This window comes from Propionispora hippei DSM 15287 (assembly GCF_900141835.1).
GTDB lineage: Bacteria > Bacillota > Negativicutes > Propionisporales > Propionisporaceae > Propionispora > Propionispora hippei.
Window position 1 is genome coordinate 200,082 of sequence record NZ_FQZD01000004.1, and the last position, 16,224, is coordinate 216,305.

Annotated in this window: 17 protein-coding genes; all 17 read left to right on the forward strand. The window is 46.9% G+C overall.

Features of this window, described 5'->3' with window-relative positions:
• Positions 1–13: 13 nt before the first annotated feature.
• The 17 genes from dnaJ (at position 14) to era (ending at position 16,216) form a co-directional block, all read left to right on the forward strand.
• Positions 14–1,150 (forward strand): molecular chaperone DnaJ, encoded by a 1,137-nt coding sequence (gene dnaJ, locus F3H20_RS01025; protein ID WP_091743542.1) that lies wholly within the window; start codon positions 14–16, stop codon positions 1,148–1,150.
• Between the two features lie 74 nt (positions 1,151–1,224).
• Positions 1,225–2,163 (forward strand): 50S ribosomal protein L11 methyltransferase, encoded by a 939-nt coding sequence (gene prmA, locus F3H20_RS01030; protein ID WP_149733134.1) that lies wholly within the window; start codon positions 1,225–1,227, stop codon positions 2,161–2,163.
• A gap of 1 nt (position 2,164) precedes the next feature.
• The gene (locus tag F3H20_RS01035) at positions 2,165–2,902 is read left to right on the forward strand and encodes a 16S rRNA (uracil(1498)-N(3))-methyltransferase (protein ID WP_149733135.1); all 738 of its coding nucleotides are present in this window, start codon (positions 2,165–2,167) and stop codon (positions 2,900–2,902) included.
• Positions 2,903–4,192 carry a tRNA (N(6)-L-threonylcarbamoyladenosine(37)-C(2))-methylthiotransferase MtaB gene (gene mtaB, locus F3H20_RS01040; protein WP_149733136.1) on the forward strand — a complete coding sequence of 430 codons (1,290 nt, stop codon included), beginning with the start codon at positions 2,903–2,905 and terminating at the stop codon, positions 4,190–4,192.
• A gap of 99 nt (positions 4,193–4,291) precedes the next feature.
• Entirely contained in the window at positions 4,292–4,639 is a 348-nt protein-coding gene (locus F3H20_RS01045) for a histidine triad nucleotide-binding protein (protein ID WP_149733137.1), read from the forward strand.
• A gap of 95 nt (positions 4,640–4,734) precedes the next feature.
• Positions 4,735–4,914, forward strand: a complete 180-nt coding sequence (rpsU, locus tag F3H20_RS01050) for a 30S ribosomal protein S21 (RefSeq protein ID WP_019553266.1) — start codon at positions 4,735–4,737, stop codon at positions 4,912–4,914.
• A gap of 24 nt (positions 4,915–4,938) precedes the next feature.
• Positions 4,939–5,391 (forward strand): GatB/YqeY domain-containing protein, encoded by a 453-nt coding sequence (locus F3H20_RS01055; protein ID WP_091743537.1) that lies wholly within the window; start codon positions 4,939–4,941, stop codon positions 5,389–5,391.
• Positions 5,392–5,560: 169 nt separating this feature from the next.
• Positions 5,561–6,850 carry an NfeD family protein gene (locus F3H20_RS01060; RefSeq protein WP_149733138.1) on the forward strand — a complete coding sequence of 430 codons (1,290 nt, stop codon included), beginning with the start codon at positions 5,561–5,563 and terminating at the stop codon, positions 6,848–6,850.
• An 18-nt stretch (positions 6,851–6,868) separates the two neighbouring features.
• Positions 6,869–7,873: a flotillin-like protein FloA gene (gene floA, locus F3H20_RS01065; RefSeq protein ID WP_149733139.1), complete on the forward strand. Its 1,005-nt coding sequence runs from the start codon at positions 6,869–6,871 to the stop codon at positions 7,871–7,873.
• Between the two features lie 2 nt (positions 7,874–7,875).
• Positions 7,876–8,223, forward strand: a complete 348-nt coding sequence (locus F3H20_RS01070; protein ID WP_149733140.1) for a hypothetical protein — start codon at positions 7,876–7,878, stop codon at positions 8,221–8,223.
• Positions 8,224–8,324: 101 nt separating this feature from the next.
• The gene (locus F3H20_RS01075) at positions 8,325–9,860 is read left to right on the forward strand and encodes an ATP-binding protein (protein WP_149733141.1); all 1,536 of its coding nucleotides are present in this window, start codon (positions 8,325–8,327) and stop codon (positions 9,858–9,860) included.
• Between the two features lie 280 nt (positions 9,861–10,140).
• Entirely contained in the window at positions 10,141–10,416 is a 276-nt protein-coding gene (gene yqfC, locus F3H20_RS01080; protein WP_091743532.1) for a sporulation protein YqfC, read from the forward strand.
• Positions 10,406–11,626, forward strand: coding sequence for a sporulation protein YqfD (yqfD, locus tag F3H20_RS01085; RefSeq protein ID WP_149733143.1), 1,221 nt, complete (start codon positions 10,406–10,408; stop codon positions 11,624–11,626). Before yqfC ends, yqfD begins: the two co-directional genes overlap by 11 nt.
• Before the next feature lie 19 nt (positions 11,627–11,645).
• A complete protein-coding gene (locus F3H20_RS01090; RefSeq protein WP_223191550.1) occupies positions 11,646–12,635 on the forward strand; it encodes a PhoH family protein in 990 nt (329 codons plus the stop codon).
• 16 nt (positions 12,636–12,651) lie between these two features.
• A complete protein-coding gene (locus F3H20_RS01095; protein ID WP_149733144.1) occupies positions 12,652–14,847 on the forward strand; it encodes an HD family phosphohydrolase in 2,196 nt (731 codons plus the stop codon).
• Positions 14,789–15,235: an rRNA maturation RNase YbeY gene (gene ybeY / locus F3H20_RS01100; RefSeq protein WP_223191562.1), complete on the forward strand. Its 447-nt coding sequence runs from the start codon at positions 14,789–14,791 to the stop codon at positions 15,233–15,235. Before F3H20_RS01095 ends, ybeY begins: the two co-directional genes overlap by 59 nt.
• Before the next feature lie 75 nt (positions 15,236–15,310).
• On the forward strand, positions 15,311–16,216 hold the full coding sequence (gene era, locus F3H20_RS01105; protein ID WP_149733146.1) for a GTPase Era: 906 nt from the start codon (positions 15,311–15,313) through the stop codon (positions 16,214–16,216).
• The last annotated feature ends 8 nt before the right edge of the window (positions 16,217–16,224 follow it).

Here is a 16,224-nt window from a genome sequence, read left to right on the forward strand (position 1 = left end):
AGGATGGTGTGCCGTGAGTAAACAAGACTATTATGAATTGCTGGGTGTGCCTAGAACGGCATCGGACGATGAAATAAAAAAGGCTTTTCGTAAACTGGCCCGCAAATACCATCCTGACGTCAATCGTGATAATCCACAAGAAGCGGAAGCTAAATTTAAGGAAATTAATGAAGCTTATGAAGTATTATCTGACCCCCAACGCAAAGCGCAGTATGACCAGTTTGGTCATGCTGCGTTTGATGGCGCCCGGGGAGGAAATGCTGGCGGGGATTTCGGATTTGGCGGCAGTGGTGGATTCTCAGATATTTTTGATATGTTTTTTGGTGGTCAGTCTGGGTTTGGCGGACGTCAGCCCGGTCCGGAAAAAGGTGCCGATCTGCGGTATGATTTAGAAATATCCTTTGAAGAAGCGGCGTTTGGTGTGGAACGAGAAGTACAGATTCCGCGTACTGAAGACTGCGATACCTGTAAGGGCTCCGGAGCGGCGCCGGGAACACAGGCGGAAGTTTGCCCGCAGTGTAAAGGAACAGGGCAAGTTCAGGTGATGCAGAATACGCCCTTTGGCCGGATGGTCAATGTGCGTACCTGTGACCGTTGCAACGGTGAAGGCAGAATTGTTCAGACTCCTTGCCGGGATTGCCATGGCCGTGGAAAAGTGCGCAACAAGCGTAAGATTAAAATCAAAGTTCCGTCCGGCGTAGATAACGGCTCGCGGCTGCGGATCGCTCGCGAGGGCGAAGCCGGTGTTCGTAAGGGTCCGCCGGGTGATTTATATGTATATATCTTCGTAAAACCGCATAAATTGTTTGCCCGTGAAGGCAGCGAAGTAATTTGTGAAGTACCAATCAGCTTTGTCCAGGCTTCATTGGGTGATGAAATTGATGTGCCTACCCTGGACGGCAAAGTGAAGCTGCGCATTCCCGAAGGCACGCAGTCGGGAACGATATTCCGTCTAAAGGAAAAAGGGATTCCCCACTTGCGCGGCAATGGCCGCGGCGATCAGCATGTCCGGGTTAAAGTTCTGACCCCGCAGAAGCTGAATGAGCGCCAGCGTACTTTATTGCAAGAGTTTGCCAAGTTAGGCGGCGAAAATATAAATCCGGAGCAGAAAAACTTTTTTAAAAAAGTAAAAGATGTGTTTGGCGTATGAAGGCAGTCTGTTAAAGTGCACACTGTATTTTACACGGTACTAACAGCATACGGATATAAGGAGCGATTGATTGTATGAAGTGGGCTGAAATCAGTATCCAGACGACACATGAGGCTACCGAGGCGGTAGCTAATATTTTTCATGATTTAGGAGCCAGCGGGGTTGTCATTGAAGATCCTGAGCTGGTTAATGCCTACCGGCGCGCGGGAGCCTGGGATTATTGCGACATTCCCGAGGAAACTGATGTGGAAACCGTTACTGTGAAAGCCTACTTGCCGATGAACGAGGAATTGGACGATAAGCTGGCCTCATTTGAACAGCGGGTTAATGAACTGGTAAACCATAACCTTGATAAGGGCAAAGGTGCGATTGCCTGCAAAGAAGTTCAGGAAGAAGACTGGGAGTCTTCCTGGAAAGAATATTTTCATCCTACGCGGATCAGCCCACAGATTATTATCAAGCCCTCCTGGGAAGACTATGTGGCTATCCCCAATGATATTGTCATTGAACTTGATCCGGGCATGGCTTTTGGCACTGGAACGCACCACACTACGATGATGTGCGCCCAATGCCTGGAGGAAGTGGTGCGTGAAGGATCGGTGGTCTTTGATATTGGGACCGGCTCAGGAATTTTAGCGGTAGCGGCTGCCAAGCTTGGCGCCAAAAGTGTTAAAGCTGTGGATCTTGATCCGGTTGCCGTGCGAGTGGCTCAGGAAAATGTAACAATCAATCAGGTCGAGCACCTGGTATCTGTTGCGCGGGGCGATTTGCTAACCGGGGTCGAAGGTCAGGCCGATGTCATTGTGGCAAACATTATTGCCGATATCATTATTCATTTACTAAATGATATCCCGGCTAAGCTTAAGCAGGATGGGTGCTTTATTGCCAGCGGGATTATTGTTGAGCGATTGAGTGATGTAACGGCGGCTGCTATTGAACAGAACTTTATTGTGGAAAAGGTTGTCGAAAATGGCGGCTGGGTTGCTATGGTGATGAGAAAGAGAGGCGTCTAACATGCGCCGCTTTTTTCTTAAGGGCAAGTTAGGGGCGGCAGTAACCATTACCGGCCCGGATGCTTATCATATGAGCCGCGTTTTGCGTATGAAACCGGGCGAACGGGTTACGCTAATTGCTGAGGATGGACAGGCTGTGATTGCGGTGATTCAACAGGTGGAGGAATATCGCATTCGGCTTTGTCCGGAAGAAATAATCAAGGAAGAAAAAGAATCGCCGGTAAGAGTCTCGCTGGCGCAGTGCCTGCCGAAAAGCGATAAAATGGATTATATTGTGCAAAAAGCTGTAGAACTTGGTGCGGACAGTATTATTCCGGTTATTTCGCAGAATACCGTTGTTCGCTATGATGCCAAGAAAAAAGCAGAACGGGTCAGTCGATGGCAAAAAATTGCCGCCGAGGCGGCGAAACAATCGGGGCGGCTGCAGGTTCCCGTTGTGGAGGCTGTACAGGATTTAGATCAACTGTTCCAGCATATCGATAAAGAGAGCAAGGTTCTTCTGTTATATGAAGGACAGGCCGACACCACATTAAAACAGGTTTTACGCCAGGAGGACAGCCTCCGCTATACAATTATTGTCGGACCGGAGGGCGGTTTTACTCCCGACGAAGTTCAATTATGCCGGAGTCTGGGCGCTTTGGTTATTACGCTGGGGCCGCGCATTTTGCGTACCGAAACGGCACCGGTTGCCGCCCTTTCGATTGTTATGTATGAATGTGGCGACATGGGAGGTGATTAGGTGCCGCTGGTTGCATTTACTACGTTAGGCTGCAAAGTGAATCAGTATGAAACAGAGCTTATGGAAAGTCTGTTTAAGCTCGAAGGCTATGACGTTGTTGACTTCCATGATTTTTCCGATGTGTATGTAATCAATACCTGCTCTGTCACTCATCTGGGGGAAAAAAAATCCAGGCAGCTAATTCGCAAGGCAATGAAAAATAATCCGGCAGCCATTATTGCGGTAACAGGCTGCTATGCACAGGTTTCACCGAAACAGGTGGAGGCTATAGAAGGTGTGGATGTCATTATCGGCACCAAGGATCGGCGGCGCGTGGTAGAACTGGTCGGTGAGGCCGCACAGTCTAAGAAACGAATTAATATTGTCGGGAATGTCATGACGTCGACAGAATTTGAGGATGTGCCGTTGCTGCAAGCTCCCGGCCGGACGCGGGCGTTTTTGAAGATTCAGGATGGCTGCACTAATTTTTGTACTTACTGCATTATTCCCTACGCCAGAGGCGCTCTCAAATCAAGGCCGCTCACCAGCGTCCGGCAGGAGGCCGTGCGCTTGATTCAGGCCGGATTCAAGGAAATTGTGTTAACAGGCATTCACTTGGGCGCCTACGGACGTGACAATAACCACAGTTTGGTCGATGCCGTTAAGACCATTCTTGACTTGGACGGACTTGTCCGTTTGCGGCTGGGATCTCTGGAGTCCATCGAAGTAGAGGATGAGTTGATTGCGATTATGAAGCAGGATGGCCGGCTCTGCCATCATTTACATCTGCCGCTCCAGTCTGGAAGCGATACTATTTTGCGGGCAATGAACCGTCATTATCGAGCAGCAGAGTATCGCGCGCTTATTGCCGATATTCGTGAAGCAATACCGGATGTTGCTATTTCAACCGATATTATTGTCGGGTTCCCGGGAGAGACGGACGCTTTATTTGCGGAGACGCTGGATTTTACCGGCAGTATGGGCTTTGCCAGAGTTCATACTTTTCCCTATTCCAAGCGGCAGGGGACACCGGCCGCGGATTATCCTGACCAGGTTGGTGAAGACATAAAAAAACAGCGTGTTCAGGCCCTCCAGGAATTGGCGGCGGCGCAGGCTGCGTTATATAATAAACAGTATATCGGTCAGGATGTGCAGGTTCTATTTGAAAATAAAAAAACAGATATTGTAGAAGGGCTGACAGATCATTATGTTCGCGTATACGCTAAAGGGGCGCAGGAGGTAAAGGGAAAAATCAGCCAAGTTCGGATCGAAGCAACCTATCGTGACGGCCTATGGGGTGTCATTGTATAGAATTAGCTACGCTGTTTTATTTTTTTGCAGGATATTGCCGTAAGCCTACAGAAATAAATAATGACGAGACGGTTAAAATCGCCGGAGGGGAGGTGCTGTATGCAGACAGAATGTATTTTTTGCAAAATAGCGGCAAAACAAATTCCCGTCGAACCTATTTATGAGGATGAGCAGGTTATTGCCTTTAAGGATATCAACCCGGCTGCTCCGGTTCATGTTTTGCTTATCCCGAAGAAGCATCTGGAACACCTCCTGGCGGCAGGTCCGGAAGATGTGGGGTTATTAGGTCATCTTACCGCTACTGTCGGGGTTTTAGCCAATAAACTTGGCTTAGCCGAAGACGGGTTCCGCGTTGTTATCAATACCAAGGAACATGGCGGACAAACGGTGCATCATTTGCACTACCATATTCTTGGCGGTAGGTCTATGAAATGGCCCCCAGGTTAATATTGACAATCTGCAAATTGCTAGTGTATAATATTTAGGTGTATATGAACGTCATACACTTCCCCGTAATGGTCAAGTGGAGGGAGGGAGATCAGATGTCAGAAGTCAAGGTAGGAAAAAATGAAACAATTGATAGTGCACTCCGCAGATTTAAGCGTACTTGTCAAAAGGCGGGAACTCTTGCCGAAGTTAGAAAACGCGAGCATTATGAAAAACCTAGCGTAAAACGCAAGAAGAAATCCGAAGCGGCACGGAAACGTAAATTTAAAGCTTAATAGCAGTGTTTCGGAGGTATCTACATGTATCTTAAGGATAGGTTAGCAGAAGATATGAAGCAGGCCATGAAGGATCGGGAAGCGGGCAAGACGCGCCTTTCGGTAATTCGTATGGTGCGTGCTAATATAAAAAATGTTGAGATTGATCAAAAGAAAGAGCTTTCCGAAAGCGAAGTTCTGGATGTTTTATCGAAAGAAGTAAAAATGCGCCGGGACGCAATTGAAGAGTTCCAGAAAGGCAACCGACAAGATTTAGTTGATAACCTGGAACAGGAAGTTGCCGTGTTGATGCAATATCTTCCTCAACAATTAAATGAAGCTGAAGTTCGTGCAGTGGTAACTGAAACGATTGCTGAAACGAATGCTGCTAGTCCGAAGGATATGGGGAAAGTTATGTCTGCGCTCATGCCCAAGATTAAGGGACGCGCCGATGGAAAGTTAGTAAATTCTATAGTACGAGAGCTGTTAAATCAGTAAAATGAATCCGGTACAACCATTGTGCCGGATTTTAATTTACCCGCTAGGACACACGCAGGCTGTCGGTATGGCAACGTGCGGGTGATTGTGTATATGAAGAATTAGACTCTACCAAGTTTCTCCTACTTAGAGACCTGAGTGGGTGTGAGGCTGGGGAAAGGACTGTAAGATGATGCGAACAGTATGGTTGATCTTGTTTATGCTTTGTCTGGCGATGTTTGTCCCGGTGAGTGCTCAGAACGAACAGCCTTCCGTTGTCGTTGTTGTCATGCAGGGGGAGATTAATGAAACCCAGGTAGCCCTTTTACATAGAGCTTATACGGAAGCCCGCGATAAAAATGCGGCAGCGGTTATTTTAGAATTGGATACTTTCGGCGGTCTGGTCGACTCGGCGGTCAAAATGCGGGATATGATTGATAGCATGCCGGTACGCACCATTTGTTTTGTGAAAAACCGCGCCTGGTCGGCCGGCGCGCTGATTAGCCTGGCTCATCAGCATATTGTGATGGCCCAAGGCAGCAGTATCGGGGCTGCCGAGCCGATTCCCGCCACCGAAAAAAATATTTCGGCACTAAAGGCCGAATTTGCCGCCACAGCGGGAAAGCACGGACGTAATCCGCGGATTGCTGAAGCTATGGTGGATAAAACTATGGGATATCCGGGGTATGCCGGACAAGGGCAAATTCTTTCACTGACCGATTCTCAGGCAGTGGCAGTAGGCTATGCTGAAATGATCGCCGCTGACCGCACGGCAGTACTGACCCACTATGGTCTGCAGGACAGTCCTTTACGGGAATATGCCGTCAACTGGCAGGATTATGCCGGCGGATGGTTGTCTATGGCTGCGGTGAAGTTTTTTTTGCTGACGGTTATGTTCTTGTCCATTCTCGTTGAGTTCAAGACCGCCGGTACCGGTGTAGCCGGTCTGCTTGCCGTGGCGTCAGCTTCTCTTTTATTCACCGGTCAATGGCTGTTAGGTTATGCCGGCTGGCTGGAGGCATTATTGCTGCTTATGGGGCTGCTGCTGCTGGGCGCGGAGTTTTTTGTAGCCGGTACCGGTATTTTTGCAGCTGCCGGTACGCTCAGCCTGTTTGCCGGCGTGTATTTGCTTGCCGGTGCCGGTAATACGGCTGTTTATAGCATTCTTATCAGTATGTTACTGGCTATAGGTTTGTTCCTGGTCATCGTCAGGCGGTTGCCGTCCAGCCGGCTGTGGACAAAACTGGTGCTGCGGGAAGCGGAAACCGGGCAGGCCGGCTTTATAAGCGGCAATGACCATTCGGCGTATCAGGGGAAAACCGGTAAGACGCTGACCGCTTTACGCCCGGCCGGGAGAATCGAAATTGACGGAACTGTTCTGGATGTAGTCTCGGAGGGAGATTTTATTCAGCCGGGACTGGAAGTGACGGTCATCGAAACCACGGGCAACCGTATGGTGGTTCGCTTAACCAAACATTAATGAAGAGGAGATGAATGAATGACATCTTTAATCGGTCCTTTATTTTTTCTGGCGTTAATTATTATGGGAATTGGCATATTCTTGCATTTTGTGCCGCTGGGTTTATGGATATCGGCTTTGGCGGCCGGCGTACGGGTCGGGATCTTTACCTTAATTGGCATGCGGTTGCGCCGGGTGCCACCGTCTCAAATCGTTTTACCGCTAATCAAGGCGAATAAGGCCGGTCTGGATATTCAGGTAAATCAACTGGAGGCTCACTATCTGGCCGGCGGTGATGTGGACAAAGTCGTCGATGCTCTGATCGCCGCTCACCGGGCGCAGATTCCCCTGCCGTTTGAAAGATCGGCAGCCATTGACCTGGCTGGACGTAATGTGTTGGAAGCCGTGCAAATGAGCGTTAATCCCAAAGTCATTGAGACGCCTATTGTGTCGGCGGTAGCGAAAAACGGCATTGAGTTGAAGGTAAAGGCCAGAGTTACCGTGAGAGCGAATATTGACAGACTGGTCGGCGGTGCCGGCGAAGCTACGATCATTGCCCGGGTTGGCGAGGGGATTGTCACAACCGTCGGTTCCTCGGTAGATCATAAGGACGTTTTGGAAAATCCCGACCATATTTCGAGGACGGTGTTATCCAAAGGACTGGACGCCGGTACGGCGTTTGAAATATTATCCATCGATATTGCCGATGTGGATGTGGGACGGAACATCGGGGCCGAACTCATGACCGACCAGGCAGAGGCGGAAAAAAGAATTGCCCAGGCCAAGGCTGAAGAACGGCGGGCAATGGCAGTTGCCAAAGAACAGGAAATGCGCGCCTATACCCAACAAATGCAGGCTAAGGTCGTGGAAGCCCAGGCTGAAGTTCCTCATGCCTTGGCGGCGGCTCTTCAGGAAGGGCGAATGGGTGTCATGGATTATTATAATATGAATAATGTTATTGCCGATACGCAGATGCGTGAGACGATTGGCAAGGTTGAACCGCTGCAGACTTCGGTAAAAAGCAATGAGCCGAGGAAAGAGTAATTATGGATATCATAATACCCATTCTGCTCATGCTGGTGCTCTATCTGCTTCCGGAGCTTTTACGCCGGGGAAAACCAAAGAAATATGAATATCCGGAAATTCCCGAACCGGCGCCGCCGGCCAATATGCCGTCTGGGCCGCCGGTGAAAGGCAGCAAACCGGCGGTATTACCTGCCTACCCTGAGGTTGTTATACCTCAGACGGCCGTATCCTTAGCCAGCACCGACAAGACGACAGGTGTTGTACCGAGCTTGTCCGTTGATAGGAATATGCTGCTACAGGCGGTTATCTATTCCGAGATATTGCAAAAGCCCCGTGCCTACAGACCGATCTGTCAAAAAAGAAGATAGATTTTTAAAAATAACAGGGAAAATTAAACCTGTTATTTTTTTTTGTATTTTATGCACAATAAAAGATAAATCGGCAACTTTTTACGAAGGGAGATAAGTCCATGGCACAATACAAGGGAAGGCTTACTTATGCCAAAGGTACCTATGTGGAGTTTGTCGTGGCTCCTAACCAAGATGTGGATTTTGGGGACATACTGGTCGTGGAGGGACAAAGCCAGGACCGTTTTTACATTAGAGCTTATGATTTTAAAGTCAAATCACGCTGGTCGGGAGTAAACGGAGTCGGTTACTTGATGAGCAAACTGGATGAGAACGGTCAGGTTGCCAATCAGGAAGAATTAGATTTTTATTTAGGTGGCAATCATACGGTAAAAATAGCCATGGCGGAGCAACTGTGTTATGTGGATCAGCAGGGGCAACTATTAAATCCCAAAACCTGCCCTAACTTTTTTTGCGAAGTGCATTCGCTAAGTGGAGAAGACAGCGCCTTGCTAGATGAAATGAAGGGTGATTTGGAAATTGGTTTGCTAAAATCCGGACGAAGTGTGATGGACCTGCCTGTCGGAATTTATGGCAACAAAGCTATTACCGAGCATATCGGTATTTTCGGTACCACTGGCTCCGGCAAAAGCAATTTGGTAAAGGTTTTAGCCAGCTCGGTTATGCAGAGTGATCATTACGGACTGTTGATCTTTGATGTCCATAATGAATATTACAAGGACTTGGCTGTCCACCCGCTGGTCAAAGACAGGCTGGCAATATACAATACCAACCCGGCAAATGAAGCGGCAACGAAATTCAAAATTGCTTATGAGGAGATAGAGCCTGATGACATATTGGCTTGCGGCAGCTTCACCGAGGCGCAATTGGATGCACTCTACAAGATGCATGCTATCTGGCAGGAAAACTGGATGAAATATATTCTCAATTATGATACGGCTGATATTGTGGAAGAATTGTCAGGCAGCACCGGACAAAAATTTAATTCCCGGACAATCAACAAAATAAAAAGCCTTTGCTGGAATTTAGAAAAGGAACTGAATATTGCAGAACAGCAAGAACGGACCTTGCCACAGATATTGCAGGAACTGGAGTCGGGGAAGGTTGTGTTGGTAGAGCTTAAAAATATTTCTCCCGTTGGTGAGCAAGCATTATCAACCTTTCTTTCCAAGAAGCTTCTGCAACATTATTCCGGTAAGGATGAGCAGGCCAAAATGAGTGCGAAGCCGGTCTTGGTTGTTTTGGAAGAAGCCCACCGTTTTCTGGGGAAAAAAGAAGTGGCGAACAATAATGTATTTGCAAGATTAGTAAGCGAAGCTAGAAAGTTCAATCTGGGGATGTGCGTAGTTGATCAGCAGCCGAGGCTATTGGCGGATAAGGTATTATCCCAGTTAAATACCCTGTTTATTTTAGGCTTGGCCTCCAAGGCCGACCGGGGCAAGCTGGAGGCCATGTGCCGGAAAGATATTCTGCAGCAGCGAAATGAAATTAAGAACCTGGATTGCGGCGAAATGATTCTGGCAACCAATTACATGCGGTTTGCTGCTCCGGTAAAAATTCACAAATTTGAAAACTTTATGGAACGGTTTCAACTGCCTGCGGTTAATCCGCTGACTGGGGCGTTGCCACTTTCTTGAGAAACTACTGATTAATTTACTCAGTGCTCCGTCGGATATTTTTCCACTTGGGGCTGCATCAGTAAAATCTGAAATAGCTTAACTATTTCTGCTGTTTTGCTTCCTTTCCAGAGAAAAATCTCTCGTTAGACCGGCAGGCTAATTAAATCGGCAATTCTTTAAAAGGCGTGATTTGTCTCACGCTTTTTATTTATGTCCGCTATACGGTTTGCCAAGCCTTCCTCAGAATGAAACGTAAAGGATGCGCATACATTTTATAGGGGTGGAAGGAGGGATACTGTTGCGCAATAAGCGGGGTCATTTACAAAAACTAGCCGGTCTGCTGGATATTCCGCAAGATATCGTCATGGATCTGCCCCGTATTACCATGTTAGGTAATAAACAACTTTTGGTTGAAAACCACCGGGGAATTATACAATATACCCCTTCGTTAGTAAGAATAAAATTGAATCAGGGAGAACTGGTAGTAACGGGAGCGGATATGGTGCTGGGTAACTTGCAGGTTGAACAAATCTTGCTGGAAGGTATCGTGGAGGTCATTCGGTATGACACTTAGTTTCTTAAAATACCTTAATGGTCATGTTATCATTCGCATTAATGGACCAATGCCGGAGAAGTTCATAAATTTGTGTATAACCGAAGGTATTCTTTTATGGAATATAAAAAGCGACGAGTCCAGCATGTATGCTTATTTGCAACTGGCCGACTTTTTACGTATTCGCAGGTTGGTAAGGAAAACCCGTAATCACATTAAAGTGGTTGGTTGCCACGGATTTCCTTTTGTTGCTAAAAGAGTAAAGCGGCGCAAAATGATTGCTCTGGGAGCGCTGCTTTTTTTTATTACCTTGAATTTTTTGACGGCCCATATCTGGTTTGTCGATGTTAAGGGAGTTAAAACAATACCGTCAGAACGGATTACGGACATTGCTCGCCAGCATGGACTCAGTCCCGGTAATATAAAGGACAAAGAGCGGTTGCAGGAGATCGAAAACCAGCTTATGCTGGAGATTCCCGAAATTGCCTGGGTCGGGATTAATTATACCGGCACACGGGCTGTCATTGAGATTGTAGAAAAAACCTTGCCGCAACAGGAAGACAAATCGCCGGCTGATATTGTAGCGGCAAAAGATGCAGTAATTACCGAAATTATTGTCTTGAACGGACAACCTAAGGTAAAAAAGGATGATACGGTAAAACCGGGTGATGTACTTATCCGGGGCATTGTACCGCCGCCGGAAAACAAAGAAGATGGTGTAGTAAATTCCGGGGGGGCGGATCATACTATACAATTGACAAAAGCGAAAGGCATTGTGAAGGGAAGGGTCTGGTATGAGAGTTACGGTGAGGCTGATATGGCGGAGGACTTATATACCCGCACCGGGAAAAAAGATATCGGCGTTTACCTGAAAATCGGCAATGCTCAGGTTACCGTTCGGGAGCCTCACCCGGAGCAATATTCGTCCTTTGAAGAACAGACGATCTATAAAAAGCTGCCTGGATGGAGGAATAGCGGCTTTGTTGTCGAATCTACCATAAAGGTGTATCATGAACTGCAGGTTTCCCACAGAGAATATACCTTTGAAGAAGCCCGTGACCGTGCCAAGAGCAAAGCGCTGTCGGCTATACAGACGGTCATTCCCGAGTCGGCGCAGATTTTGTCCCGTGATATTGCCGTAATCAATACACCGGATACGGCAATTGTACGAGTTAAAGTAAGTGTGGAAGCCATTGAGGATATCGGGCAGAACATAAATATTGCACAGTAATCAAGGAGGAAAAGTATCTTTGCAGTCAATACATGAAACAGGGATAACGGAAAAACGTTTTCAATTTACAGATATTACGGAGGCGCTTGCCGTACTAGGACGGCATGACGAAAATCTCCGTATTATCAATTCCTACTTTCCGGATAGAATAACTGCTCGCGGGGCTGAAGTGGTCATTCGGGGCGATGAACAGGAAACCGGGATTATTTTCAATCTGTTCGAAGAATTAAGGTATCTTTGCCGTTTAGGAAATACCTTATCCTCTCATGACATAAAATATACTATCCGTATGTTGGAGGATAAAAAGCTGGAATCTTTGCATAGGATGTTTGGCGATACGATTATGACTACGGCGAAGGGACGGCAAATCAGGCCGAAAACCATCGGGCAGCATGCTTATATCGAGGCGATAAGGAGCAATTATATAACATTTGGAATAGGACCTGCCGGAACAGGGAAAACTTATATTGCTGTTGCCTTGGCAGTATTTTCCTTGAAAAACAAAGAGGTGGAAAGAATTATTTTGACCCGCCCGGCCATCGAAGCCGGCGAGAAACTTGGCTTTTTGCCGGGAGATTTGCAAGAAAAGATTGATCCTTATTTAAGGCCCTTATATGATGCTTTGCAGGATATTTTGGGCTATGAAACCTTTCAAAAATACATGGCGAAAAATATCATAGAGGTGGCCCCGCTGGCATATATGCGCGGCCGTACACTAAATGATTCTTTTATAATATTGGATGAGGCGCAAAATACGACGCCGCAGCAAATGAAAATGTTTTTAACCAGGATGGGCTTTGGCTCTAAAATTGTTGTAACAGGCGATATCACACAGATTGATTTGCCGCATAACGCGGTTTCCGGTCTTAAACAGGCGCAAGAGATATTCCGCAATGTTGACGGAATTACGCTGGTGAACCTGACGGAAAGTGATGTTGTCCGTCATGAGATAGTAAGTCGGATTGTTAAAGCGTATGACAGGTATGAGATGGGAGAAGGCAAAACCTGATATTGGAGTGAAACACATGCTGTCACTTAATAATAGCAAGTTACGGGATTTTTTTCTTCAACCAACGAGTACATATGCAAAACCCATCATTCGTCGTATGGTACTTGGGTTGGCGTTTTTTTTCGTGTTTACCGTCGTTTTATCGGCCGATTTTGTTTCCGATAAAGTTTCTTTCCAAATTGGACAAGTTAGTGATCGCGATATTCTTGCTCCCCGTACCGTTTCTTATGTAGATACGGTAAAAACCAAGCATTTGGAAGAAGAGGTACTTTCCAGTATTGCCAACGTGTATGATCTGGACGTTTCGATCATGGCCAAAGCGGATGAGAGTGTAGCGGCCATCTTCCTGATAGCCCGTTCGACACTGGCTGACACCTCGTTAAAAACGGATGAAGGGAAGATGGGAAAGATTTCCGCCAATATGCCGGTCAGTCTGCCGCAAACCGCGGTGGCCGGGTTGGTTCAACTTAATGAAGTGGACTTGGTAAAAGCGGAGGAACAGGTTAAATTATTGCTGCATAAATATTTTCAGCGTGGAATCCGCGATGATGATATTGACCTTGCCAGAAAGCATATTGTAATCGAAACAGAGGAATTGGGCCTTAACAAACATATGGAGGCGGCCGTTGCCGGCATCACGCAGCAACTGTTAAAGCCTAATTTTATTTTGAATGTGCGCGAAACCGACAAGCGTAAGCAGTCGGCGTTAAATAGTATTGAACCGGTGCGGGAGACTGTAAAACAAGGACAAATCCTAGTCAGAAAGGGCGATGTGGTTACGGCCGACCAGATCCAGGCAATGGAAGAGCTTGGCTTATACAAAGGACAAGTTGGTGAGATCAGGGTTTTTGGTCTGACTGTGTTTGTGTTGCTGGTCATGCTGCTGGTCATGGGTTATCTGTATAAATTTTCCCGTGGGGTATATGAAAATGATTTGCAGTTGGCCTTACTGGGACTGATCATCCTGTTAACCTTGCTGTTAGGTAAGACGGCCCATTATTACTCTGACTTCGTAGCCCCTGTGGCGGCTGGTGCTCTCTTAGCGTCTATTCTTATTGATGCCAGAGTTGGGTTGCTCACCGGGGTGACGGCAGCCATGCTGTTCGGAGTGATTGTAGATCAGGATCTACGTGCCGTGTCGGTTGCTCTAATTGGCAGCATGGTTGGCGTATATAGTGTGTCTAAGGTGACCCATGGCTATAGTTTGACTAAAACGGGTGTTTGGATTGCAGCGGTTAATTTCATTGTCATTCTGGCTACCGGTTTTATTAAACAGGTTAATCCTTCACAGGTCCTCTTTCAAGGCTTGCAGGGAGTAGTTAGCGGGATTATATCTGCCGTTATTACCATTGGGTTATTGCCTTATCTGGAACATGCCTTTAATATCACTACCAGCATCAAACTGCTGGACCTGACCCGGCCTAATCATCCGCTGCTGCAACGGTTGCTGCTGGATGCTCCCGGGACCTATCATCACAGCGTTTTAGTCGGTAATCTGGCGGAAACAGCTGCCGACAGTATTGGCGCCGATCCGGTGGTCGTCAGAGTTGGTGCTTATTTCCATGATATCGGAAAAATCAAACGTCCTTACTTTTTTGTTGAAAATCAAGTGGGAATTGATAATCCCCATGAAAAAATTGCTCCTTCTTTGAGCACTTTAATCGTAACTTCCCATATTAAAGACGGAATTGATTTATGCCGGGACTATAAGATACCGCAAGTGATCACTGATATTGTTCAACAGCACCACGGGACAACGTTGGTATCGTATTTTTATAACAGGGCCACCGAAACAGATCATAGTGAATGCATTGTGGAAGCTGACTTTCGCTACGAGGGGCCGCGACCGCAGACTAAGGAGGCGGCGCTTATTATGCTGGCCGATTGCTGCGAAGCCGCGGTTCGTTCCATAGCCAAACCCAACTTGAACCGGATTGAGGCGATGGTTAGAAAGATCATCAGGGAAAGACTGCATGACGGACAATTGGACGAGTGCAGTTTGACTTTAAAGGATTTGAATATCATCGGTGATGTGTTTATCCGGGTCTTATCCAGTATGTTTCATACCCGGATCGAATATCCGGATACGCTAAAAGAATTAGAGAAGAGGAAGTATAAAAATGGAAGTAACAATAAGCAATCTCCAGCAAAAGATGAAAGTAACGGACCAACTGGAGAACACCGTGACGGCTGTGCTGCAAAAAGCAGCTGAAATACATGCCCTGGCACCACAAACCGAAGTGAGTGTTGTTCTGGCCGATGATCCTTATATCAGGGAGCTTAACCGGGATTATCGTGGGAAAGACCGGGCTACGGACGTGCTTTCATTTGCCTTGAATGAAGGCGATGAACCGGATATTATTGATGGTCCGGAGGAACTGCTGCTGGGTGACATCATCATCTCCTTGGAAACGGCCGAGCGGCAAGCCGGTGAATTCGGGCATAGTCTGGAACGTGAGCTGGCTTATCTGACCGTCCATGGCATGTTACACTTACTGGGCTTTGATCATGAGGACGAGCTGGAGCGCCAGACTATGAGGCTGGAGGAAGAACGGGTCTTGGCGGCGCTTAATATTACCAGAAGTCCTAATGATATATGAAGACAGGAGACTGACATAGTGAAAGTATCAGAAGAAGCAAGAACTGTAGCAAGTTCTTCAAAAGGGGAATCCGGAATGAGAGAAGTAGCTGAAAAACAAGAATATAAATCGGGGTTCGTCGCCATTATTGGCCGTCCTAATGTGGGAAAATCCACTTTGATGAATAGTCTGATTGGACAAAAGGTGGCGATTATGTCTGATAAGCCCCAAACCACCCGCAATAAAATTTTGTGTGTGTTAACGTTGGCGGACGCTCAGATTCTGTTTATTGACACGCCGGGCATACATAAGCCTAAGCATAAATTGGGTGAGTATATGGTCAAAACGGCGGAAAATACCTTGCATGAAGTAGATGTTGTTGCCTTTGTTGTTGATGCCACTGAAGAACTGGGTGCCGGGGAGCAGTATATCCTGGAGAGACTTAAAACGGTTAAGACGCCGGTGATTCTGGTAATTAACAAGATTGACCAAATCAGCAAAAACAATATTTTGCCGATTATTACCCAATATACAAATTGCTTTGATTTTTCGGCGGTCGTGCCAATTTCTGCCTTGGAACATACTAATCTTGATCATTTGACAGACGAGATAAAAAAACATTTAAAACCGGGGCCGCAGTATTACCCTGAAGATATGCTGACCGATCAGCCGGAACGGCTGGTTATTGCCGAGCTGATCAGAGAGAAGATTCTTCACGTTACCAGAGAGGAAATTCCCCACGCCATAGCCGTGGATATTGAGGAAATTACTACGCGACCTAATGACGATTTATATATCAGGGCTGTGGTATATGTGGAGCGGGAATCACAAAAGGGCATTGTCATTGGTGCCGGCGGCAAATTGCTAAAAGAGATTGGTCATGCGGCCAGAAAAGATATTGAGAATCTGCTTGGCTCGAAAAGCTTTCTGGATTTATGGGTTAAAGTGAAAAAGGATTGGCGTAACCGGGACAGTTCATTGCGGAATTTTGGCTATGAATAACCGGACGG